The organism is Streptomyces sp. NPDC019443 (genome assembly GCF_044389785.1).
GTDB lineage: Bacteria > Actinomycetota > Actinomycetes > Streptomycetales > Streptomycetaceae > Streptomyces.
The window spans coordinates 416304-437488 of record NZ_JBIRYJ010000001.1; the positions used below are offsets into that span (position 1 = coordinate 416304).

Sequence of the window (21185 nt, forward strand, 5' to 3'; positions counted from 1 at the left end):
TGTTCAGCCCTGAGCGGACGTGCTCGCCAGTGCCGCCGAGAGGTCCTGGGCGACCTCCTGGAGGATCGGGACGATCTTCTCGGTGGCCGCCTCGGTGACCCGGCCCGCCGGGCCCGAGATCGAAACCGCCGCTGCCGTGGGGGAGTTGGGCACCGAGACGGCGAGGCAGCGAACCCCGATCTCCTGCTCGTTGTCGTCCACCGCGTAGCCGGTGCGCCGCACCTGTTCGAGCGCATCGAGGAAGCCCTCGGGCGTCGTGATCGTCTTCTCGGTGGCGGCGGGCATGCCGGTCCTGGCGAGCAGTGCCCGCACCTCGTCCGGCGGGGTGTGTGCGAGCAGCGCCTTGCCCACGCCCGTGGAGTGCGGCAGCACCCGCCGGCCGACCTCGGTGAACATCCGCATGGAGTGCTTGGACGGCACCTGCGCGACGTACACGATCTCGTCGCCGTCGAGCAGCGCCATGTTCGCCGTCTCGCCGGTCTCCTCGACCAGTCGGGCGAGGTAGGGCCGGGCCCAGGTGCCGAGCAGCCGGGACGCGGACTCGCCCAGGCGGATCAGCCGGGGGCCGAGCGCATAGCGGCGATTGGGCTGCTGGCGTACGTAACCGCAGACCACGAGCGTGCGCATCAGCCGGTGGATCGTGGGCAGCGGCAGGCCGCTGCTGGCAGAGAGCTCGCTCAGCCCGACCTCGCCACCGGCGTCGGCCATTCTTTCGAGCAGGTCGAAGGCGCGCTCCAGGGACTGCACGCCACCGCTGGGAGCGGTCTTGGCGGCGTCGGTGGCGCTGGCGCTGGACGTCGGCACGTGGGCGGGTCCTTTCGGGCAGGCAGGCAGGTCAGCAGCCTACCGGGCGGCTGCGGGCGGCACATCGCTCCCGTCAAAGGCGTCTTTGCCGGTCAGGAGGCGTTTGTCCGTGTGTCGGCGGTCACCTTCGACGATCTCTCGACGGCCTCCTTGTCCAAAGCTACCTTCTGCCTCACGAAATTCCAGTTTCACGTTGTGGAAATGTCCAAACGGGATCGTCAGGGGTGGCCGCCCGGGAGGGGTCTTGACGGGCTGGACTCCGGAGTGAAGACTTCTTCAACAGTTCGTTGAATTTTGCTGTGTGAATCCGGGTACGGAACGGAAGTGAGGGGCACGGGTGTCCGATGTGGACGTGAACCTGGTACTGCGCTCGACGCGCGTGATCACCCCGGAGGGGACGCGCGCCGCATCCGTCGCCGTCGCCGCCGGGAAGATCACGGCGGTGCTGCCGTACGACGCCGAGGTGCCGGCCGGTGCCCGGCTCGAGGACTTCGGGGACGATGTCGTGCTCCCCGGACTCGTCGACACTCATGTCCATGTGAACGACCCCGGTCGCACCGAGTGGGAGGGCTTTTGGACCGCCACCCGCGCGGCCGCGGCCGGGGGCATCACCACTCTGCTCGACATGCCCCTCAACTCCCTCCCGCCGACCACCACGGTCGGCAACCTCCGTACCAAACAGGACGTGGCGCGGCCCAAGGCGCACGTCGACACCGGCTTCTGGGGCGGCGCGATCCCGTCCAATGTGAAGGACCTTCGGCCGTTGTACGACGCCGGAGTCTTCGGCTTCAAGTGTTTCCTCTCGCCGTCCGGCGTCGAGGAGTTCCCCGAGCTCGACCAGGACCAGCTCGCCCGGTCGATGGCCGAGATCGCCGGCTTCGGCGGACTGCTGATCGTGCACGCCGAGGACCCGCACCACCTGGCCGCGGCGCCCCAGGAGCCAGGACCGAAGTACGCCGACTTCCTCGCGTCCCGGCCGCGCGACGCCGAGAACACCGCGATCGAAGGCCTGATCGCGCACGCCAGGCGCCGGGGCGCCCGTGTGCACGTACTGCATCTGTCCTCCTCCGACGCGCTGCCGCTGATCGCGGCCGCCAAGCGCGAGGGCGTCGAGATCACTGTTGAGTCATGTCCGCACTTCCTCACCCTCACGGCAGAGGAAGTCCCGGACGGGGCAACGGAGTTCAAGTGCTGCCCGCCGATCCGCGAGGCCGAGAACCAGGACGCCCTCTGGGAGGGCCTCGCCGACGGCACCATCGACTGCATCGTCTCCGACCATTCGCCCTGCACCACCGACCTGAAAACCCCCGACTTCGCCTCCGCCTGGGGCGGCATCTCCTCCCTCCAGCTGGGCCTGCCCGCGATCTGGACCGAGGCCCGCAAGCGCGGCCACACCCTCGAAGACGTCGTCCGCTGGATGTCCGCGGCCCCCGCGCAGCTCGCCGGACTGGACCAGAAGGGCGCCATCGAAGCCGGCCGCGACGCCGACTTCGCGGTCCTCGCGCCCGACGAGACCTTCACCGTCGACCCGGCCGAACTCCACCACCGCAACCAGGTGACGGCGTATGCGGGCAAGACCCTGCACGGAGTCGTCAGGTCGACGTGGCTGCGCGGCGAACGCATCGTGGAGAACGGCACCCTGGCCGAGCCGACCGGCCGGCTGCTCGAAAGGAACAACTGATCGTGTCCATCCCTTCCTTCACCGGTGACGCCAGCCCGTTCGGCGGCGGCGACCCGTACGCCGACTACCGCACGGCCGACTTTCCGTTCGTCCACTACGCCGACCTCGCCGACCGGCGGCTCGGCGCGGGCGTCATCGCCGCCAACGACGAGTTCTTCGCCGAGCGCGAGAACATGCTGAAGCCCGAGGCCGCGGAGTTCGACCCGGAGCACTTCGGCCACAAGGGCAAGATCATGGACGGCTGGGAGACCCGCCGCCGCCGCGGTGTGAGCGCCGCGCAGCCGCACCCGACCGAGGACGACCACGACTGGGCGCTCGTACGGCTGGGCGCGCCCGGTGTCGTACGCGGCATCGTCGTCGACACCGCGCACTTCCGCGGCAACTACCCGCAGGCGGTGTCGGTCGAGGCGGCGTCGGTGCCGGGGTCCCCGTCGCCCGAGGACCTGCTCGGCGGCGACGCGAAGTGGACGACGCTCGTTCCCCGTACGGCCATCGGCGGCCACGCGGCGAACGGCTTCGCGGTCGACGTCGAGCAGCGCTTCACGCATCTGCGCGTCAACCAGCACCCCGACGGCGGCATCGCCCGCCTGCGGGTCTACGGCGAGGTCGCGCCCGACCCGGCGTGGCTCGCCGCCCTCGGTACGTTCGACCTCGTCGCGCTGGAGAACGGCGGCCAGGTCGAGGACGCCTCCGACCGCTTCTACTCTCCGGCCACCAACACCATCCAGCCGGGCCGCTCCCGCAAGATGGACGACGGCTGGGAGACCCGCCGTCGCCGGGACAAGGGCAACGACTGGATCCGCTACCAGCTGGTGGAGCAGTCCGAGATCCGCGCGGTGGAGATCGATACGGCGTATCTGAAGGGCAACAGCGCGGGGTGGGCGGCGGTTTCGCTCCGCGATGGTGAGGAGGGGGAGTGGGCGGAGATTCTGCCGCGGACGCGTCTGCAGCCGGACACGAATCATCGCTTTGTGCTGGGCGCGGCGGCGGTGGGGACGCATGTCAGGGTGGACATCTATCCGGATGGTGGCATTTCGCGGCTGCGGGTCCTTGGTTCTCTGACGGAGGAGGGGGCGGGTCGCCTGGCGGCGCGTCACCAGGAGCTGGGCGGCTGACCCGGGGGGTGCTTTCCCCCACCCCGCCCGTTCCCCTGAACTGGGGCTCCGCCCCAGACTCCGCGCCTCAAACGCCGACGGGGCTGGATTTGGGGCTCCGCCCCAGACCCCGCGTCTCAATCGTCGGCGGGGCTGGATTGGGGCTTTGTTCCGGGCCTGGCGTCTCAATCGTCGGCGGGGCTCGATTTGGGGCTCTGTTCCGGGCCCGGCGCCTCAATCGCCGGGCGGGGCTGAATGACGGGGGCTCCGCCCCGGGCCCCGCGCCTCAATCGCCGGGCGGGCCTTGATTTTCGCCCGGGCGGACTCGAAGTTCCGCCGGTCGGCCTGAGACTTCAGGCCGACCGGCGGAAATCAAGCCCGTTGGGGGTCCCCCCGGACGAAGTCTGGGGGAGATTGAGGACAACGCCCGAAGGGCCTACGGGGGGTCTGGGGGCTTGCCCCCAGTTACCGGAAGTGGGGGCAAGCCCCCACGCCCGCCAGGGCGTAGGGGGAGGGTCGGGGAACAGGCCCGCCGCAGGCGTTACGCCGCGTGGCCGCCGTCCACCGACAGTTCCGCGCCCGTCACATACGCCGCCCCGTCGCTCGCCAAGTACGCCACCATGGATGCGACTTCGGAGGCGCTGCCGAAGCGGCCCAGCGCCGTCCCCGCCTTCTGTGGCTCGGCGTACGGGCCGTCCGCCGGGTTCATGGCCGTGTCGATCGGGCCCGGGTGGACCAGGTTCGCCGTGATTCCGCGGCTGCCCAGCTCCCGGGCCAGCGCCTTGGTCAGGCCCGTCAGCGCGGCCTTGCTCATCGCGTACAGCGTGCCGCCCGGGCCCGGTACGTACTTCGTCATGCAGCTGCCGATCGAGACGATCCGCCCGCCGCGCCCCATCCGCGCTGCCGCCGCCTGCGAGACGAGGAACACCGCCCGCACATTCACGTCGAGCACCTCGTCCACATCGGCCGGCGCGAGGCTTTCGATCGGACCGAGCCGCCCGACGCCCGCGTTGTTGACCAGGATGTCGATGCCTCCGAACCGGTCCACGACCTGGCCGACGACCGAGCGGGCCGCCTCCGCGTCCGCAGCGTCGGAGCGCAGCGCGAGGCCCCGCCGCCCCGCCGCCTCGATCTTGCGGACCACATCCTGGGCGGCCTCCTCGTCCCGCACATAGGTGATCGCCACATCGACGCCCTCCTGTGCCAGCTGCAGCGCGATCGCCGCCCCTATGCCGCGGCTGCCACCGGTCACCAAAGCAGTCCTGGACATCCGTTCCCCTTATGTCAGTAGTGGTTACGACTTCAAGGAAAGCGGCCCCGCCTCCTCCGGTCTGGCGGCAAACGGACGTTGAATCCGCGTGTCACACTCCGCCCACTGCCCGGCCGACGGAACGCTGGCGCCGACGATGAATTCCCGGCCCGGGCAGGGTCTGAGCTGATGGACCGGAACACCGCACTCCCGAAAGCAGGCAACTGCCATGGCACAGCTCTCGATCACCACTTTTGTCACGCTCGACGGCGTGATGCAGGCCCCCGGCGGTCCGAACGAGGACCCCAGCGACGGCTTCGACCTGGGCGGCTGGTCCGTACCGTACGGAGACGAGGACTTCGGCCGGTTCATCACCGAGGTCTTCGACCGGGCCGGCGCCTTCCTGCTCGGCCGCCGTACGTACGAGATCTTCGCCGGCTACTGGCCCAAGGTGACCGACCCCGCCGACCCGGTCGCGTCGCGGCTCAACACCCTGCCGAAGTACGTCGCGTCGACCACGCTCGGCCAGGCCGACTGGGAGGGCACCACCGTCATCGGCGGCGACCTCGTCAAGGAGGTCGCCGCGATCAAGGAGCGCACGGATGGGGAGCTGCAGATCCACGGCAGCGGCGGCCTTGCCCAATCCCTTATGAAGCACGACCTGATCGACACGCTCAATCTGCTCGTCTTCCCCGTCGTGCTGGGAAAGGGCCGTCGATTCTTTGCGGACGGCGCGGTTCCCACCGCGTTCCGGCATGCCGCATCGCGCACCACGGGCAGCGGCGTGGCCATCCACACGTACGAGCTGGAGGGCCGTCCCCAGTACGGCACGTACGAGCTCAACGAAGGCTTGTAGCACTCAAGCCGGTGCTGCTGGGCGGCCGCGCGGCCGCCCGGACCGCTTGCTAGGTTCGTGCGCCATGCGATCACTGACGTACGACATAGAGTTCCGCGAGCGTGCCAAGCGGGCCCAGAGCTGGGGCTTCGGTCTGCTCTCGGTCGCCGCGCTGCTGTGGGTGTGGTTCGCCGTACTGCTGCTCATGCCGTACGAGATCGAGGGCAAGTACGGCGACTCGGAGTGCGAGGCGCGGCTCTTCACGGACCAGGCCACCGCCAACAGGGGGGCCGGGAACGGCTCGGAGTGCACGGCGGAGCGGGACTGGCCCGAACTCCTCGGGGTGATCGGGCTGTCCGTGCCCGTCTCCGTCGTCGGGGCCGCGCTCTATACGGGGGGCAGCGTCAGCAACCGCATGAGCGAGCACGCTGCGGAGGTCGCCCGGCTCAACGAGGTCGCCGACCGGAAGTGACCCAGATGTCGCGCACCGCAGCCGTCGGGCACAGGCTGGAGGAGAGGGAGCATTCCCGGGGTCCAGCAAACCGGTGATGCCGGAGATGCCGGAGAGGCCGGAGAAGGAGAAGAAGCCGGAGAGGGAGGAGCGCAGCCATGACGGCGACGACGCGGAACGACACTCCCATCGCGATTGAAGGAGGCGGTGTGGAGCTGCGGATGCAGGACGTGGGGGGAGACATGACCGTCGCCTTTGTGCGGTTTCCCCAGGGCGCGGACATGGGGCCGGCGATGAAGGGCATGCCCGAGGATCTTTGTCCCTGCCCCCACTGGGGTTACCTGTTCAAGGGGCGGCTGAAGATGCGGACGCAGCACGGCGACGAGATCTACGAAGCAGGACAGGCCTTCTACTGGCCGCCGGGTCATGTCCCGGAAGCGCTCGAGGACTGTGAGTACATCGACTTCTCACCGACCAAGGAGTTCAACGACGTGGTCGATCACGTCAAAGCGCAGATGGGTTGACCTGTACCCGTTCGGGAGTCCGGCATGAAACTCCTGCTTCTCGGCGCGACCGGGCCCACCGGCCTGCAGGTGGCCGCCCAGGCCGTCGACGAGGGCCATCACGTCACCGCGCTCGTACGCAGTCCGGAAAAGCTTTCCCGGCTCGACGACCGGCTGACCGTGCGCGTCGGTGATGTCACCGACGAACAGGGGGTCGCCAAGGCCGCCGTGGGCCAGGACGCGGTACTGAGCACTATGGGGTCGGGGAAGAGCCTGACGTCCGACATCGTCGGCCGGACCGTGGACGCGATCATCCCCGCCCTGCATGAAGCGGGAGTCGGCCGCCTGATCTTCCTCTCCGCCTTCGGCGTCGGCCGGACCTACGCGCAAGCCTCGCTGCCGCAGCGGATCTTCTACCGCACGATGCTCAGGAAGCTCTTCGCCGACAAGGAGCAGGCGGACCGCAAGCTCCTCGCCAGCGCCCTCGACGTGACCCTCGTCTACCCGGTGACGCTGACCAACCAGCCCTTCACCGGCGCCTACCGCGTCGGTGAGCGTTTCGACTTCAAGGGCATGCCCCGCATCAGCCGGGCGGACGTCGCCCACTTCATGCTCTCGCAGCTCAACGACTCGACCTGGTCCCGCCGCATCGCCATCCTCACGCGTTGAATCCAGTTGAAACACGTTGGAACCAGTTGAGACCGGAACAGAGCCGCCGGGCACGATGTTTGCGCCTGGGGAAGCGGCCTGACCGTCGACGTCGACAACCCCGCCCCGATCGGCGAGGTCGAGAAGGCCCCCGGCTCCGGCCAAGGGCTGATCGGCCTGACCGAACGAGCCACGCTCGCGGGCGGGCGGCTGGAGCACGGAGCGACGGGCGACGGCGGGTTCCGCGTCCGGGCCTGGCTACCGTGGACCGCATGACTATCCGGCTGCTCGTCGTCGATGACGACCCTCTCGTACGCGCGGGACTCGCCCTCATGCTCGGCGGCGCCGACGGTCTCGAGACCGTGGGAGAGGGAACCGACGGCTCCGAGGTCGCGGCGCTCGTCGACGAACTCGCGCCCGACGTGGTCCTGATGGACATCCGGATGCCGACGATGGACGGCCTCACCGCCACCGAGACGTTGCGCCGCCGCCCCGACGCCCCCGAGATCGTCGTCCTCACCACCTTCCACGCCGACGAACAGGTGCTGCGGGCGCTGCGCGCGGGCGCCGCCGGGTTCGTACTGAAGGACACCCCGCCCGCCGACATCGTCGCCGCGGTACGGCGCGTCGCGGCGGGCGACCCGGTGCTGTCCCCGGCCGTCACCCGCCAGTTGATGACGCACGTCGCAGACCGCGCCCCCGAGACGCGCCGGAGTGAGGCGGCGCGCCGTCTCGCCTCCCTCGCCGAACGCGAACGGGAGGTGGCCGTCGCGGTAGGCCATGGCCAGTCCAACGCAGAGATCGCCGCGACCCTCTATATGAGCGTGCCGACCGTGAAGGCCCATGTCTCCCGCATCCTGGCCAAACTGGACCTCAACAACCGTGTCCAGATCGCTCTGTTGGCGCATGACGCGGGCCTGCTCGACGAGGAGGGCCCACGTAGGCTGGGGTGATGACGACTGTCGATCTGGGGGAGTACGGAGCGGACTTCACCGCGAACCCGTATCCGTACTATGCGCGACTGCGCGAGTCGGGGCCCGTCCACGAGGTGCGCATGGCGGGCGGCGAGCAGTTCTGGCTGATCGTCGGTCATGAGGAGGCGCGGACCGCGCTCGCCGACCCGCGGCTGTCCAAATCGCCTGCCACGGTCGGCACGATGATGCTCGACGAACAGGTCGTCGGCCCGAATCTTCTGGTCCTGGACCCGCCCGACCATACCAGGCTGCGCAAGCTCGTGGCCCGCGAATTCACCGGGCGGCGGGTGGAGGGCCTGCGTCCGCGCATCCAGCAGATCACCGACGAGCTGCTCGACGAGATGCTGCCGGCCGGGCACGGCGATCTGGTGGACGCTCTGGCCTTCCCGCTGCCGATCACCGTCATCTGCGAGCTGCTCGGAGTCCCGGCCGCCGACCGCGACGCGTTCCGCAAGTGGTCCAACGAGGTCGTGGCCCCGACCGGAGCGGGGGCCGAGGAGGACGCCATCCGTGGACTGGCCGCGTACCTGGACGAGCTGATCGAGGACAAGCGCTGCGCCGGTCCCACCGACGATCTGCTCTCCGCCCTCATCCGCACCCGCGCGGAGGACGACGACCGGCTCTCGGCCGCCGAACTGCGCGCACTCGCCTATCTGCTGCTGATCGCCGGCCATGAGACGACCGTCAATCTGATCTCCAACGGGGTACGGGCCCTGCTCACCCACCCAGCCCAACTGGCAGATCTGCGCGCGGACTTCGGGCTGCTGGACGGAGCGGTTGAGGAGATGCTCCGCTACGACGGCCCGGTGGAGAATGCCACCACCCGCTTCGCCGCCGAGCCGGTCCCCGTGGGCGACCGGGTGATCCCGGCCGGAGCGACGGTGCTGGTCGGTCTGGCCGCGGGCAATCGCGACCCGTCCCGCTACCCGGCCCCGGACAGCTTCGACATCCACCGGGACACCCGTGGCCATCTCGCCTTCGGGCACGGCATCCACTTCTGCCTGGGCGCGCCCCTGGCCCGCATGGAGGCCCGGATCGCGGTCCGCACCCTCCTGGAACGCTGCCCGGATCTCGCACTCGACCCTTCCGAGGGCCCGCTCGACTGGCTGCCGGGGCTGCTGATGCGCGGCGTGCGCAGGCTCCCGGTGAGCTGGTAGCCCCGACCGCGACCCCGCTGACCCCTTTCACCGATCGTCCAAGGAGCCGCACCGTGCCGGGACTTGACCTCGCGATGGCCCAGAAGGTCCTCGACAGCCAGCCGTTCAGCCGTCTGCTGGGGGCGCGGATCACCGCGTTCGGTAATGGACAGGCCGTGCTCGAAGTCGACGTCCGGGAAGAACTGAGCCAGCAGAACGGCTATTTGCACGGGGGAGTGATCGCGTACGCCGCCGACAACTCGATCACCTTCGCCGCCGGTACGACACTTGGTCCCGCCGTGCTGACCGGCGGGTTCTCCGTCCAGTACATCCGCCCGGCCACCGGCGTGTCACTGGTGGCCCGGGCGTCCGTCGTGCACAGCGGCCGCCGTCAGGCCGTCGTACGGTGCGATCTCTTCACCGTGAACGCCGACGGCGACGAGACGCTCTGCGCTGTCGCGCAGGGCACCGTACTGTCAGCGCCGTCAGCGCCGTCCGCGCAACAGTCCTGAGAACGCTCCGGGAGTCAGTCCGCCGGGATCTCAGCCAGCCGCACCGGCCGGTGCTCCCGCCGGGACAGCTCGCACGCCTCCGCGATCCGCAGCGCCGTCAGCGCCTCGCGCCCGTCGCAGGGGTTCTCGGCCTCGCCCTGCACCACCCGGACGAAGGTGTCCAGCTCCGCCTCGTACGCGGGGGCGAACCGCTCCAGGAACCCGGGCCATGGCTTGGTGGCCGGCGGCGGGCCCTGCGGCTCGGTCGAGGTGATCGGCGTACGGTCGTCCAGGCCGACCGCGACCTGGTCGAGTTCGCCCGCGAGTTCCATCCGAACGTCGTAACCCGCGCCGTTGCACCGGGTGGCCGTCGCCGTGGCCAGCGTGCCGTCGTCCAGCGTGAGCAGCGCCGCCGCCGTGTCGACGTCGCCCGCGTCGCGGAACATCGCCGGGCCCGCGTCCGAGCCGGTCGCGTACACCTCGACCACCTCGCGCCCGGTCACCCAGCGCAGGATGTCGAAGTCATGGACCATGCAGTCCCGGTACAGGCCGCCGGAGAGCGGCAGATACGCGGCAGGCGGCGGGGCCGGGTCGGAGGTGATCGCTCGTACGGTGTGCAGCCGGCCGAGCCGCCCCGAGCGCACCAGCTCACGGGCCGCGGTGTACCCGGCGTCGAAACGGCGCATGAAGCCCAGCTGGAGCAAGGTGCCCGCCGACTCGACCTCGCGCAGCGCGGCGAGCGTGCCCGGCAGATCCAGGGCGATCGGCTTCTCGCAGAAGGCGGGGAGCCCGGCGCGGGCGGCTCGGGCGATGAGTTCTGCGTGGGCGGCGGTGGCGGAGGCGATCACCACGGCGTCCACGCCCCAGGCGAAGATCTCGTCCGCGCTGGGTGCGGCCGTGGACCCCGTGCGCTCGGCGACCTGGGTCGCCCGTGCCGGGTCGGCGTCCGCCACGACCAGCGAACCCACCTCCCGGTGGCGGCTGAGCACGCCCGCGTGAAAGGTGCCGATACGTCCCGTTCCGATGAGTCCGATGCGCATGGCCCAAAGGTGGCGGGGGGCCGCCTCTCTGTCAAGACTTTGTCCTGACAACCGAACTTCACGACTTCCCGTCAACATTCCCTGCGACTACTCTCGCTCCGTGCCCAAGCAGCCCAGACACGTGACGGACCCGTCTCTGTCTCTCCAGCTGAGCGTGGACCGCACCAGCCCGGTCCCGCTCTACTTCCAGCTGTCGCAACAGCTGGAAGCGGCCATCGAGAGAGGGACCCTCACCCCCGGCAGCCTGCTCGGCAACGAGATCGAGCTGGCGGGAAGGCTCGGCCTGTCCCGACCGACCGTCCGCCAGGCCATCCAGTCCCTCGTCGACAAGGGCCTGCTGGTCCGCCGCCGCGGCGTCGGCACCCAGGTCGTGCACAGCCAGGTCAAGCGCCCGCTGGAGCTCAGCAGCCTGTACGACGATCTCGAGGCGGCCGGCCAGCGCCCGGCCACCATCGTGCTGCGCAACGCCATCGAGCCTGCGAGCGCGGAGGTCGCGGCCGCCCTTGGTGTGGCGGAGGGCAGCGACGTCCAGCTCGTCGAACGGCTGCGGTACGCCCATGGCGAGCCGATGGCCAGGCTGCGCAACCATCTGCCCGCGGGCCTCTTCGACTGCGACACCGAACGTCTTGAGGCCACCGGCCTGTACCGGATGATGCGGGCCGCGGGGATCACTCTGCACAGCGCCCGCCAGTCTGTAGGGGCGCGGGCCGCCACCGCCATGGAGGCCGAACTGCTCACCGAGGCGACCGGCGCTCCGGTGCTGACGATGGAGCGCACCACTTTCGACGACACCGGCCGCGCGGTCGAGTTCGGCTCGCACATCTATCGCGCCTCGCGCTACGCCTTCGAGTTCCAGCTGCTCGTCCGGCCGTAGCCGTAGCCCCGGCCGTAGCCCGGCCGTGACCCCGTCCGCCGCGCCGTAGGGTCACGTAAGAATGTCGTTCGCGTAAGAATGTTCGGACAAAGTCTTGACTGGGTCCCGCGACCGCCGTAAAAACTCACCCAGCCGCAACCGGGCGGCCGGGAGAGAAGGCGGATCCACCATGCGTACCACCCGCAGGGCAGCAGCGCTGCTCGCCGCATGTGCCCTGGTCGTCGTCGCCGGATGCAGCAGTTCCGGCGGCAAGGAGGCGAAGGACAGCCCCTCCAAAGGCGGCGGCGGCGAGCCCGCCACCACCCAACGGCTGAAGATCGCGATGGTGACGCACTCCGGCGAGGGCGACACCTTCTGGGACATCGTCCAGAGCGGCGCCAAGGTCGCGGCCCGCAAGGACAACGTCGAGTTCCTCTACGCCGCCAACAAGGAAGGCAAGGAACAGGCCCAGCTCATCCAGACCTACATCGACCAGAAGGTCAACGGCATCATCGTCACCCTCGCCAAGCCTGAAGCCGTCAAGGACGTCGTCAAGAAGGCCGTCGCGGCCGGCATACCCGTCGTCACGATCAACTCCGGCGCCGAGTTCTCCAAAGAGGTCGGCGCACTCAGCCACATCGGTCAGGACGAGACGGTGGCCGGCGAGGCGGTCGGCGAGGAGCTCAACAAGCGCGGCAAGAAGAAGGCCATCTGCGTCATCCACGAGCAGGGCAATGTCTCGCTCGAAGCCCGCTGCGCCGGTGTGAAGAAGACCTTCAAGGGCACCGTCGAGAACCTCAACGTGGAGGGCACCAACATGCCCGCCTCCACCTCATCCATCGAGGCGAAGCTGCAGAGCGCCAAGGACATCGACGCCGTCGTCACGCTCGGCGCACCCTTCGCCGCAGCCTCCGTCAAGGCCAAGGAGGGCGCGGGCTCCAGCGCCGAGGTCAACACCTTCGACCTCAACGCCGAGGTGGTCAAGCAGCTCAAGGCCGGCGAGATCGGCTTCGCCGTGGACCAGCAGCCCTACCTCCAGGGCTACCTCGCCATCGACGAGCTCTGGCTCAACAAGACCAACGGCAATGTGATCGGTGGCGGCAAGCCGATCCTCACCGGCCCGGCCCTCGTCACCGAGAAGGACGTGCCGGCGCTGGAGAAGCTGACCGCCGACGGCACCCGATGACGTACCCGGCGTACCCGATGCCCACCCGCCGACCTGCTGTGACACATACTTGGGCGGCCGGGGAGAGTCGTGACGACTCCCGGCCGCACCGAGAAGTACAGCGAGTACGGCAAGAAGGGCACGGCGTCGTGGCTGGGGCAAGGACAGGGGTACGCGCGCTCGGCGCGGTGCTGGCAGCGGTAGTCGGAGCCTCCCTCGCGGGATGCAGCAGCACGGGCGGCAAGCGCGCGGAGGACGCCCGTAAGGCCCAGGCCGCGGCCGGCAAGTCCGCCGTCACCACCCCCCGCTGGACCTTCGCCATGGTCACCCACTCGGGCGACGGCGACACCTTCTGGGACATCGTCCAGAGCGGCGCCGAGCAGGCCGCGGTCAAGGACAACATCAACTTTCTGTACTCGCACAGCGACGAGGGCCAGCAGCAGGCCCAGCTCGTCCAGGCGGCCATCGACAAGAAGGTCAACGGACTGATCGTCACGCTCGCCAAGCCCGACGCCATGAAGGGCGTCATCGCCGAGGCGGAGAAGGCCGGCATCCCGGTGATCACCGTCAACTCGGGCTCCGAGCAGTCCAAGGCGTACGGCGCGCTCACCCATATCGGCCAGGACGAGACGATCGCCGGCGAGGCTGTCGGCGACGAACTCGACAAGCGGGGGAGGAAGAAGGCCCTGTGCGTGCTGCACGAACAGGGCAACGTCGGCCATGAGCAGCGCTGCGCCGGCGCGAAGAAGGCGTTCGGCGGGGAGCTGCAGAACCTGTACGTCGACGGCACCAACATGCCCGACGTTCAGGCGTCCATCGAGGCGAAGCTCCAGTCGGACCGTTCCATCGACTCCGTCGTCACGCTCGGCGCGCCGTTCGCGGACGCCGCTGTGCAGGCCAGGAAGACCGCGGAGAGCAAGGCCGAGGTGGACACCTTCGATCTGAACGCCAAGGTCGCCGCCGGTCTGAAAGCCGGGACGCTCGGCTTCGCCGTGGACCAACAGCCGTACCTCCAGGGGTATCAGGCCGTGGACCTGCTGTGGCTCTACAAGTACAACGCCGATGTGCTCGGCGGCGGGCGGCCCGTCCTCACCGGACCGCAGATCATCACCAAGACGGACGCCGCGGAGCTGGAGGAATACACAGAGCGGGGGACCCGATGAGTGCGACCGCACCACCTGCCGGCACCCGGCAGCCCGACAAGAGCGACGAGCGGCTGCTACGCACCTCGCCCTTGCGCAAGCTGATGGGCCGGCCCGAGCTGGGATCGGTCGTCGGCGCCGCCGCGGTCTTCATCTTCTTCTCGATCGTGGCGGACTCGTTCCTGCGGGCGTCCAGCCTCTCCACCGTCCTGTACGCGGCGTCGACCCTCGGCATCATGGCCGTCCCGGTCGCGCTGCTGATGATCGGCGGCGAGTTCGACCTCTCGGCCGGCGTCCTGGTGACCAGCTCCGCGCTGATCTCCGCGATGTTCAGCTACCAGATGACGGCGAACGTCTGGGCCGGCATCTTCGTCTCGCTGCTGGTGACGCTCGCGGTCGGGGTCTTCAACGGCTTCATGCTGACCCGTACGAAACTTCCCAGCTTCATCATCACGCTCGGTACGTTTCTGATGCTGACCGGCCTCAACCTCGGCTTCACCAAGCTGATCAGCGGCACGGTCTCGACCAAGTCCATCGGCGACATGGAGGGCTTCGCCTCGGCGAAGAAGCTCTTCGCCTCCCAGCTCACCCTCGGCGACGTCACGCTGAAGGTGACCATCCTGTGGTGGTTCGCACTGGTCGCGCTGGCCACCTGGATCCTGCTGCGTACCCGCTTCGGTAACTGGATCTTCGCGGTCGGCGGCGGGGCCGACGCGGCTCGCGCGGTCGGCGTCCCGGTCAACAAGACCAAGATCGGCCTGTATATGGGCGTCGCCTTCGCCGCCTGGGTCTCCGGCCAGCATCTGCTGTTCTCGTTCGACGTGGTGCAGTCCGGCGAGGGCGTCGGCAATGAGCTGACGTACATCATCGCGGCCGTCATCGGCGGCTGTCTGATCACCGGCGGCTACGGTTCCGCGATCGGCTCGGCAGTCGGTGCGTTCATCTTCGGCATGACCAGCAAGGGCATCGTGTACGCGGAGTGGAACCCGGACTGGTTCAAGTTCTTCCTCGGAGCGATGCTCCTTCTGGCTACCCTGCTCAACGCATGGGTCCGCAAGCGTGCGGAGGCAAGCAAATGACGGCCCTCGTCGAGCTGGACAACGTCAGTAAGTACTACGGCAACATCCGTGCCCTGGAAGGCGTCTCGCTCGAGGTCCACGCCGGGCAGATCTCCTGCGTCCTCGGCGACAACGGTGCGGGCAAGTCCACCCTGATCAAGATCATCGCGGGTCTGCACCGGCACGACGCGGGCACCTTCCTCATCGAGGGCGAGCAGACAAGCCTCGCCAACCCGCGCGAGGCGCTGGACCGGGGTATCGCCACGGTCTACCAGGACCTCGCCGTCGTACCGCTGATGCCGGTCTGGCGGAACTTCTTCCTCGGCTCCGAGCCGACGAAGGGTGTCGGTCCCTTCAAGCGTCTCGATGTCGAGCTGATGCGCCAGACCACCCGGTCCGAACTGCTGCGCATGGGCATCGACCTGCGCGATGTCGACCAGCCGATCGGGACGCTGTCGGGCGGTGAGCGCCAGTGCGTGGCGATCGCCCGGGCCGTCTACTTCGGCGCGAAGGTCCTGGTGCTGGACGAACCGACGGCCGCGCTCGGCGTGAAGCAGTCGGGCGTGGTGCTGAAGTATGTGGCAGCGGCACGCGACGCGGGACTGGGCGTGGTGCTGATCACCCACAACCCCCACCACGCATATCTGGTCGGCGACCGCTTCGTACTGCTCAAGCGCGGCACCATGTCGGGCAGCCACACCAAGGACTCGGTCACCCTGGACGAGCTCACCCGCCAGATGGCGGGCGGCAGCGAGCTGGAGGACCTGCGCCACGAGCTGGAGCGTGCGCCGACGCCGACGCATCTGGGCGGTCATCCGGTGAAGGACGAGCCGCCCGCGGCTTAGTGCCTGCCGGGGCTCCGCCCCCGGATCCCCGGTCCTCAAACGCCGGACGGGCTTGATCGTGCGGCCCTGGCCGACATTTCCAGCCGGTCCGGCGATTGAGGACATGCGGCCGAAGGCCGCATGTCCGGGGTCCGGGGCGGGAGCCCCGGGGCGGGCGGCAACCCGCACGCGCACCGGCGGGCGCGGTGCCTGGCAGAATCGCCGGTGAACCACCCACCCGCCTCCGAGACCCCGCAGGGACATGAGCACCTACCGCGACTTCGCGCACCGCGGCTCCGCGCGGGCCACCGTCCTGAAGACCATCGGTACCCGCGAGCGGCGCTCGCACCTGACCGCGCCCCGCGTCCCCACCGTCGGCATCGACATCGGCGGTACGAAGGTGATGGCGGGCGTCGTCGACGCCGACGGGGTCATTCTGGAGAAGATCCGCACCGAGACGCCGGACAAGTCCAAGAGCCCGAAGGTCGTCGAGGACACCATCTGCGAGCTCGTCCTGGACCTGTCCGACCGGCACGATGTGCACGCCGTGGGCATCGGCGCGGCCGGCTGGGTCGACGCCGACCGCTCCAAGGTCCTCTTCGCCCCCCACCTCGCCTGGCGCAACGAGCCCCTGCGCGACGCCCTGTCGGCCCGGCTCGCCGTCCCCGTGCTGGTCGACAACGACGCCAACACCGCCGCCTGGGCGGAATGGCGCTTCGGCGCGGGCCGCGGCGAGGACCACCTCGTCATGATCACCCTCGGCACCGGCATCGGCGGCGCGATCCTCGAGGACGGCCAGGTCAAGCGCGGCAAGTACGGAGTCGCCGGCGAATTCGGCCATATGCAGGTCGTGCCCGGCGGCCACCGCTGCCCCTGCGGCAACCGCGGCTGCTGGGAGCAGTACAGCTCGGGCAACGCCCTCGTGCGGGAGGCCCGCGAGCTCGCCGCGGCCGACTCCCCCGTCGCGTACAGCCTCATCGACCGGGTCGGCGGCAACGTCGGCGACATCACCGGACCGATCATCACCGAGCTCGCCCGCGAGGGCGACGCCATGTGCATCGAGCTCTTCCAGGACATCGGCCAGTGGCTCGGCGTCGGCATCGCCAATCTCGCCGCCGCCCTCGACCCCTCCTGCTTCGTCATCGGCGGCGGCGTCAGCGCCGCCGACGACCTGCTCATCCGCCCCGCCCGGGATGCCTTCCGGCGGCACCTGACCGGCCGCGGCTACCGCCCCGAGGCTCGCATCGTCAAGGCCCAGCTCGGCCCGGAAGCAGGTATGGTCGGCGCCGCAGACCTCGCGCGGCTTGTGGCCCGCCGCTTCCGCCGCGCCAACCGGCGCCGGGTGGAGCGCCACGAGCGGTACGAGCGCTATGCGCAGGCCATCCGTAACTCCAGCACTGCCCGCCCCACCCAGGAACCGTAGCCATGACCGTGCCCCGCCAGTCCACGTCCCCGGACGCGAGCGCCCGTCCCCCCGAGGACCGGCGCCATATGCTCCGTCGCCGTTGGCTGACGGCCATCATCATCGTGCTGCTCGTCGGCATCCCGGCCGGCTATCTGGTCATCTCCGCCGAGCAGAGCCGCGACAGCGGCCGCGACAAGGAGTCGGAGTCCTCGGCGACCGGCCTGCGCGAAAGCCGGCCGTCGCAAATGAAGCGCCGCGTATTCGAGGTGCCGATCCCCGAGAAGTCCACCGACGTCGCCTACTACGAGACGAGCAACTGGAAGACCAGCCGGTTGTACGTGCAGTTCCGCACCACATCCGCCGGGCTCGACCGGTTCCTGAAAGGCGTGGGCACCAGCCGTTCCCAGCTCGACGACGGCGTGGTCACCATCAGCGCGCGGGATGCCGAGACGGTCGGCTGGGACTTCAGCGCGGGGAGTGACTGGGCGGGCACCACCCATGCGCAGAAGGACCCGAGGCCCTCGCAGGACATCACCGTGGACATGACTTACACCTCCCGTCCCAAGGTGTATGTCGTATCGACGGCGACCCCCTGACCGGAGGCTGGGCCTCCACTCATTACCGTGGGGCAGGTGAGTGAGACACGCCCACGAAAACCCTGCAGTCCGGGGGGGCCAGGATGTCGTCGTCGGCCGAGGCGATGTCCGCGCTCAGTTCGGCCAGGGCGGACCTGCCGTCGGGGGTCAGCCGCACCACGACACGGCGGCGGTCCTCCGGGTCCCGGTCGCAGTTGACGTGGCCCGTCTTGACGAGATCGTTGACGATCTTCACCAGGTCGCTGGCGTTCATGTCCAGCCGCGCGGCGAGGCCGTCTTTGCCTGGGGACCCAGATCGGCGAGCAGCGCCAGCACGGTGAGGTGCCGGAGACGTAGTCCGCGGGCGGTCAGCCTGTCCTGGAGCCTGCGTCGCGCGGCCTTGCCGAGCGCATACGTGAGGTAGGCGTTGCGGCTGAGCACGCTGGGCGGCGTCATGCTCATGGGGGAGGGCCGGAGACCACCGTACGATCTGTGGCCGTGGCCTCCGCGACGGCGGGCGGGGCGTGGTGAGCGTCAGGTCGGTGCCCGCGAGGGCATTGATGACCTGCGTCCAGTCGGTCGGCATGTTCGATATTCCGACGATGGCGACTGTGCCCACCCCGGGACCGTCCGGGGTGGGCCGGTGTTCTTGGGGAGACCCCCAGCCGTCAGGGACGGCTGGTCAGGTAGCCGCCCATGGAGGTGAAGTACTCGGTCGCGGGCATCTCCCGGCCGTCCTCGGTCCGCACGCGGGTGATCGCCAGGCCGTGGTTGCGACCCGTACGGGCATCGGCGCCGGCGACGATCGCCACGCCCTCGCCCTCCCGGTAGAAGATGCGGCCCGGGGTGCCGCCGTAGCGGCCTTCGGACACGACGGCGGAGAGGATCTCGAGCCGCTTCCCCTTGTGGAAGGTGAAGGCGCTCGGGTACGGGGCGGACTGGGCGCGGACCAGGCGCTCCAGGACCTCGGCGGGCCAGTCCCAGTTGATCCGGATGTCCTCTTCGGCCCGCTTGTGGAAGAAGCTGGCCTGCGAGCGGTCCTGTTTGGTGAACTCGGTCTGCCCGGAGGCGATCAGGTCGAGGGCGCCGATGGCGACCGGGGCGATGAGGTCGACGGTCTTGTGGAAGAGGTCGGTGGCCGTGTCCGCGGGCTCGACGGTGACCGCGCGCTGCATGACGATGTCGCCGGCGTCGAGCTCCTCGTCCATCATGTGAGCCGTGACGCCGACTTCGGGCTCGCCGTTGATGAGGGCCCAGATCAGTGGCGAGAAGCCGGCGTACTTGGGCAGCAGCGAATCGTGGACGTTCAGCGTGCCGTGCCGGGGCAGGGTGTAGATGCGCGGCGGGATCCAGGTGCGCCAGTTGTTGGCCACGATGATGTCCGGGTCGGCCTCCTTGAGTTGCTGGAACAGCTCCTCGTCGTCGGGCCGGTTGCGGATGATCACGGGGACGCCGTGCTCCTCGGCCAGGTCGGCGACGGAGTCGCTCCAGATCTTCTCGTAGGCGTGCTCGCTCTTCGGATGTGTCACGACCGCCACTACGTCGTGCTCGGAGTCCAGGAGCGCCTGCAGGGTGCGATGGCCCCAGGTCTGATAACCGAACATGACGACCCGCATGGGGGGTTCCTCCTCAGGAAAGCGATTGACCGGGGTTAGTAAAGCAAGCCTTACCTAAGGATGCAACGAGCCCTGATCTGGGGGCCAGTTGACGCGGGGACGATGCCGGTGTCCGTTTTGCCCCGTCGACAGCTTGGTCAGATCAGGTTAGCTTTACCTAAGTTCCGCTCGGCAGCCGGGTTACCGGTGTGCCCGGGCTCCGCCGTTCCCCACGCCTGACAGCACGCCTGACAGGCGGCTGTCCCGCACGATGGGAGTGACATGTCACAGGCTCTTCCTGACGACGCACCACTGATCCACGACCTCATAGGTATCGGCTTCGGGCCGTCCAACGTGGCCATGGCGATCGCGCTCAGCGAGCACAACGCAAGCGTCGGAAGGCAGGAGGCGGTCACCGCTCACTTCTTCGAGCGGCAGCCCCAGTTCGGCTGGCACCGCGGCATGCTCATCGACGACGCGACCATGCAGGTGTCCTTCCTCAAGGACCTGGTGACGCTCCGGAACCCGAGCAGCGAGTACACCTTCCTCCGCTACCTGCAGAGCAACGGCCGGCTGATCGACTTCGTCAACCACAAGAATCTCTTCCCGCTGCGCGTGGAGTTCCACGACTACTTCGAGTGGGCGGCGGCCAAGGTCGACGACATGGTCTCGTACGGCCACGAGGTCGTCTCCGTCGAGCCCGTCGTCCGCGACGGCGTGATCGAGTATCTCGACGTGACGGCCCGGTCCGGCGCGGAGACCGTCGTCCACCGGGCCCGCAACCTCGTCATCGGCACGGGCCTGCGCCCCCTCATGCCGGAGGGTGTCGAGCGGACCGACCGCGTCTGGCACAACTCCGACCTGCTCGCCAAGGTGGACGGCCTGGAGGGCACCGACCCCTCCCGCTTCATCGTCGTCGGCGCCGGCCAGAGTGCCGCCGAGAACGTCGCCTACCTGCACCGCCGCTTCCCCAAGGCTGAGGTCTGCGCCGTCTTCTCGCGCTACGGGTACAGCCCCGCCGACGACAGCAGCTTCGCCAACCGCATCTTCGACCCCGCGGCGGTCGACGAGTACTACACGGCGCCCGACGACATCAAGCGCAAGCTGATGGACTACCACGGCAACACCAACTACTCCGTGGTGGACATCGACCTGATCGACGACCTCTACCGGCAGGCGTACCAGGAGAAGGTCCTCGGCACCGAGCGCCTCCGCTTCCTGAACGTGTCCCGCCTCACGGATGTCGCGGAGACGGCCGACTCGGTCAGCGCCACCATCACGTCCCTGGTCACCGGGGAGGAGAGCCGGCTGGACGCCGACGTCGTCGTGTGCGCCACGGGTTACGCGAGCGCCGACGCCCTCGGCCTCCTCGGCCCGGTCGCGGACCGCTGCCACCGTGACGACCAGGGCCGCGTCCGCGTCGAGCGCGACTACCGCCTGGCGACCGACCCCGAACTGCTCTGCGGTATCTACCTGCAGGGCGGCACCGAGCACACCCACGGCATCACCTCCTCTCTGCTGTCCAACACCGCGATCCGGGTCGGCGAGATCCTCGACTCGGTCCTCGACCGGGAGCCGAAGCCCGCTCTCGACGAGGTCCGGCCGGTCGCCGATGGTGTCGGCACCGCCCGCTAGAGCCCCGCGCAGGGGAGCCCCGCGCAA

Annotated in this window: 23 protein-coding genes and 1 pseudogene; 18 read left to right on the plus strand and 6 right to left on the minus strand. The window is 69.3% G+C overall.

Annotation, left to right across the window (positions count from 1 at the left end; all coding sequences use genetic code 11):
• Window positions 1–3: 3 nt before the first annotated feature.
• The gene (locus tag ACH492_RS01880; protein ID WP_398981742.1) at window positions 4–804 is read right to left on the minus strand and encodes an IclR family transcriptional regulator; all 801 of its coding nucleotides are present in this window, start codon (window positions 802–804) and stop codon (window positions 4–6) included.
• A gap of 337 nt (window positions 805–1141) precedes the next feature.
• On the opposite strand from ACH492_RS01880, the gene allB reads away from it, so the two are divergent.
• On the plus strand, window positions 1142–2485 hold the full coding sequence (allB, locus tag ACH492_RS01885) for an allantoinase AllB (RefSeq protein WP_398981744.1): 1344 nt from the start codon (window positions 1142–1144) through the stop codon (window positions 2483–2485).
• The gene (alc, locus tag ACH492_RS01890) at window positions 2485–3600 is read left to right on the plus strand and encodes an allantoicase (protein WP_398983236.1); all 1116 of its coding nucleotides are present in this window, start codon (window positions 2485–2487) and stop codon (window positions 3598–3600) included. Before allB ends, alc begins: the two co-directional genes overlap by 1 nt.
• Window positions 3601–4120: 520 nt before the next feature.
• Here the strand turns inward: alc and ACH492_RS01895 are convergent.
• Window positions 4121–4849: a 3-oxoacyl-ACP reductase family protein gene (locus tag ACH492_RS01895; RefSeq protein ID WP_398981746.1), complete on the minus strand. Its 729-nt coding sequence runs from the start codon at window positions 4847–4849 to the stop codon at window positions 4121–4123.
• 208 nt (window positions 4850–5057) lie between these two features.
• Here ACH492_RS01895 and ACH492_RS01900 point away from each other — a divergent pair, with 208 nt between their 5' ends.
• The 8 genes and pseudogenes from ACH492_RS01900 (at window position 5058) to ACH492_RS01935 (ending at window position 9887) form a co-directional block, all read left to right on the plus strand.
• Window positions 5058–5684, plus strand: coding sequence for a dihydrofolate reductase family protein (locus tag ACH492_RS01900; protein ID WP_398981748.1), 627 nt, complete (start codon window positions 5058–5060; stop codon window positions 5682–5684).
• 64 nt (window positions 5685–5748) lie between these two features.
• A complete protein-coding gene (locus ACH492_RS01905) occupies window positions 5749–6135 on the plus strand; it encodes a hypothetical protein (protein WP_398981750.1) in 387 nt (128 codons plus the stop codon).
• Between the two features lie 137 nt (window positions 6136–6272).
• Complete coding sequence (locus tag ACH492_RS01910; protein ID WP_398981752.1) at window positions 6273–6638, plus strand: hypothetical protein; 366 nt, start codon at window positions 6273–6275, stop codon at window positions 6636–6638.
• Window positions 6639–6662: 24 nt separating this feature from the next.
• Complete coding sequence (locus ACH492_RS01915; RefSeq protein ID WP_398981754.1) at window positions 6663–7286, plus strand: NAD(P)-dependent oxidoreductase; 624 nt, start codon at window positions 6663–6665, stop codon at window positions 7284–7286.
• Window positions 7287–7349: 63 nt separating this feature from the next.
• Window positions 7350–7541 (plus strand): annotated as a pseudogene (locus ACH492_RS01920) (sensor histidine kinase); the annotation flags it as partial.
• Complete coding sequence (locus ACH492_RS01925) at window positions 7538–8218, plus strand: response regulator (RefSeq protein ID WP_398981756.1); 681 nt, start codon at window positions 7538–7540, stop codon at window positions 8216–8218. The pseudogene ACH492_RS01920 and the gene ACH492_RS01925, both read left to right, overlap by 4 nt.
• Window positions 8218–9396: a cytochrome P450 gene (locus ACH492_RS01930; protein ID WP_398981758.1), complete on the plus strand. Its 1179-nt coding sequence runs from the start codon at window positions 8218–8220 to the stop codon at window positions 9394–9396. Before ACH492_RS01925 ends, ACH492_RS01930 begins: the two co-directional genes overlap by 1 nt.
• A 74-nt stretch (window positions 9397–9470) precedes the next feature.
• Entirely contained in the window at window positions 9471–9887 is a 417-nt protein-coding gene (locus tag ACH492_RS01935; protein ID WP_398983239.1) for a PaaI family thioesterase, read from the plus strand.
• Between the two features lie 14 nt (window positions 9888–9901).
• Here ACH492_RS01935 and ACH492_RS01940 read toward each other — a convergent pair whose 3' ends face one another.
• A complete protein-coding gene (locus tag ACH492_RS01940) occupies window positions 9902–10906 on the minus strand; it encodes a Gfo/Idh/MocA family oxidoreductase (RefSeq protein WP_398981760.1) in 1005 nt (334 codons plus the stop codon).
• Window positions 10907–11060: 154 nt separating this feature from the next.
• Between ACH492_RS01940 and ACH492_RS01945 the strand changes: the two genes are divergently transcribed.
• From ACH492_RS01945 to ACH492_RS01975, 7 genes are all read left to right on the plus strand, one after another.
• Window positions 11061–11780, plus strand: coding sequence for a GntR family transcriptional regulator (locus ACH492_RS01945; protein ID WP_398983241.1), 720 nt, complete (start codon window positions 11061–11063; stop codon window positions 11778–11780).
• A gap of 169 nt (window positions 11781–11949) precedes the next feature.
• Window positions 11950–12945: a sugar ABC transporter substrate-binding protein gene (locus ACH492_RS01950; RefSeq protein WP_398981762.1), complete on the plus strand. Its 996-nt coding sequence runs from the start codon at window positions 11950–11952 to the stop codon at window positions 12943–12945.
• Window positions 12946–13112: 167 nt separating this feature from the next.
• Window positions 13113–14087, plus strand: a complete 975-nt coding sequence (locus tag ACH492_RS01955; protein WP_398981764.1) for a sugar ABC transporter substrate-binding protein — start codon at window positions 13113–13115, stop codon at window positions 14085–14087.
• Window positions 14084–15145, plus strand: a complete 1062-nt coding sequence (locus ACH492_RS01960) for an ABC transporter permease (RefSeq protein ID WP_398981766.1) — start codon at window positions 14084–14086, stop codon at window positions 15143–15145. Before ACH492_RS01955 ends, ACH492_RS01960 begins: the two co-directional genes overlap by 4 nt.
• Entirely contained in the window at window positions 15142–15969 is an 828-nt protein-coding gene (locus ACH492_RS01965; protein ID WP_398981768.1) for an ATP-binding cassette domain-containing protein, read from the plus strand. The genes ACH492_RS01960 and ACH492_RS01965 overlap by 4 nt, the downstream gene beginning before the upstream one ends.
• A gap of 241 nt (window positions 15970–16210) precedes the next feature.
• Window positions 16211–17371 carry an ROK family glucokinase gene (locus tag ACH492_RS01970; RefSeq protein ID WP_398981770.1) on the plus strand — a complete coding sequence of 387 codons (1161 nt, stop codon included), beginning with the start codon at window positions 16211–16213 and terminating at the stop codon, window positions 17369–17371.
• Window positions 17372–17373: 2 nt separating this feature from the next.
• On the plus strand, window positions 17374–17949 hold the full coding sequence (locus tag ACH492_RS01975) for a hypothetical protein (RefSeq protein WP_398981772.1): 576 nt from the start codon (window positions 17374–17376) through the stop codon (window positions 17947–17949).
• Window positions 17950–17971: 22 nt separating this feature from the next.
• Here the strand turns inward: ACH492_RS01975 and ACH492_RS01980 are convergent, their stop codons facing one another.
• From ACH492_RS01980 to ACH492_RS01990, 3 genes are all read right to left on the minus strand, one after another.
• Entirely contained in the window at window positions 17972–18202 is a 231-nt protein-coding gene (locus ACH492_RS01980) for a MarR family winged helix-turn-helix transcriptional regulator (protein ID WP_398981774.1), read from the minus strand.
• The gene (locus ACH492_RS01985) at window positions 18199–18384 is read right to left on the minus strand and encodes a hypothetical protein (RefSeq protein WP_398981776.1); all 186 of its coding nucleotides are present in this window, start codon (window positions 18382–18384) and stop codon (window positions 18199–18201) included. The genes ACH492_RS01980 and ACH492_RS01985 overlap by 4 nt, the downstream gene beginning before the upstream one ends.
• 212 nt (window positions 18385–18596) lie before the next feature.
• Window positions 18597–19544 (minus strand): methionyl-tRNA formyltransferase, encoded by a 948-nt coding sequence (locus ACH492_RS01990; protein ID WP_398981778.1) that lies wholly within the window; start codon window positions 19542–19544, stop codon window positions 18597–18599.
• 261 nt (window positions 19545–19805) lie between these two features.
• On the opposite strand from ACH492_RS01990, the gene ACH492_RS01995 reads away from it, so the two are divergent.
• Window positions 19806–21158 (plus strand): lysine N(6)-hydroxylase/L-ornithine N(5)-oxygenase family protein, encoded by a 1353-nt coding sequence (locus ACH492_RS01995; RefSeq protein WP_398981780.1) that lies wholly within the window; start codon window positions 19806–19808, stop codon window positions 21156–21158.
• The last annotated feature ends 27 nt before the right edge of the window (window positions 21159–21185 follow it).

What these genes read in the sequence shown, in the direction of transcription:
- ACH492_RS01895 (WP_398981746.1), bottom strand. Translation starts at nt 4,849, where the DNA reads ATGTCCAGGACTGCTTTGGTGACCGGTGGCAGCCGCGGCATAGGGGCG.
- ACH492_RS01900 (WP_398981748.1), top strand. Translation starts at nt 5,058, where the DNA reads ATGGCACAGCTCTCGATCACCACTTTTGTCACGCTCGACGGCGTGATG.
- ACH492_RS01905 (WP_398981750.1), top strand. Translation starts at nt 5,749, where the DNA reads ATGCGATCACTGACGTACGACATAGAGTTCCGCGAGCGTGCCAAGCGG.
- ACH492_RS01910 (WP_398981752.1), top strand. Translation starts at nt 6,273, where the DNA reads ATGACGGCGACGACGCGGAACGACACTCCCATCGCGATTGAAGGAGGC.
- ACH492_RS01915 (WP_398981754.1), top strand. Translation starts at nt 6,663, where the DNA reads ATGAAACTCCTGCTTCTCGGCGCGACCGGGCCCACCGGCCTGCAGGTG.
- ACH492_RS01925 (WP_398981756.1), top strand. Translation starts at nt 7,538, where the DNA reads ATGACTATCCGGCTGCTCGTCGTCGATGACGACCCTCTCGTACGCGCG.
- ACH492_RS01930 (WP_398981758.1), top strand. Translation starts at nt 8,218, where the DNA reads ATGACGACTGTCGATCTGGGGGAGTACGGAGCGGACTTCACCGCGAAC.
- ACH492_RS01935 (WP_398983239.1), top strand. Translation starts at nt 9,471, where the DNA reads ATGGCCCAGAAGGTCCTCGACAGCCAGCCGTTCAGCCGTCTGCTGGGG.
- ACH492_RS01940 (WP_398981760.1), bottom strand. Translation starts at nt 10,906, where the DNA reads ATGCGCATCGGACTCATCGGAACGGGACGTATCGGCACCTTTCACGCG.
- ACH492_RS01950 (WP_398981762.1), top strand. Translation starts at nt 11,950, where the DNA reads ATGCGTACCACCCGCAGGGCAGCAGCGCTGCTCGCCGCATGTGCCCTG.
- ACH492_RS01960 (WP_398981766.1), top strand. Translation starts at nt 14,084, where the DNA reads ATGAGTGCGACCGCACCACCTGCCGGCACCCGGCAGCCCGACAAGAGC.
- ACH492_RS01965 (WP_398981768.1), top strand. Translation starts at nt 15,142, where the DNA reads ATGACGGCCCTCGTCGAGCTGGACAACGTCAGTAAGTACTACGGCAAC.
- ACH492_RS01970 (WP_398981770.1), top strand. Translation starts at nt 16,211, where the DNA reads ATGAGCACCTACCGCGACTTCGCGCACCGCGGCTCCGCGCGGGCCACC.
- ACH492_RS01975 (WP_398981772.1), top strand. Translation starts at nt 17,374, where the DNA reads ATGACCGTGCCCCGCCAGTCCACGTCCCCGGACGCGAGCGCCCGTCCC.
- ACH492_RS01980 (WP_398981774.1), bottom strand. Translation starts at nt 18,202, where the DNA reads ATGAACGCCAGCGACCTGGTGAAGATCGTCAACGATCTCGTCAAGACG.
- ACH492_RS01985 (WP_398981776.1), bottom strand. Translation starts at nt 18,384, where the DNA reads ATGACGCCGCCCAGCGTGCTCAGCCGCAACGCCTACCTCACGTATGCG.
- ACH492_RS01990 (WP_398981778.1), bottom strand. Translation starts at nt 19,544, where the DNA reads ATGCGGGTCGTCATGTTCGGTTATCAGACCTGGGGCCATCGCACCCTG.
- ACH492_RS01995 (WP_398981780.1), top strand. Translation starts at nt 19,806, where the DNA reads ATGTCACAGGCTCTTCCTGACGACGCACCACTGATCCACGACCTCATA.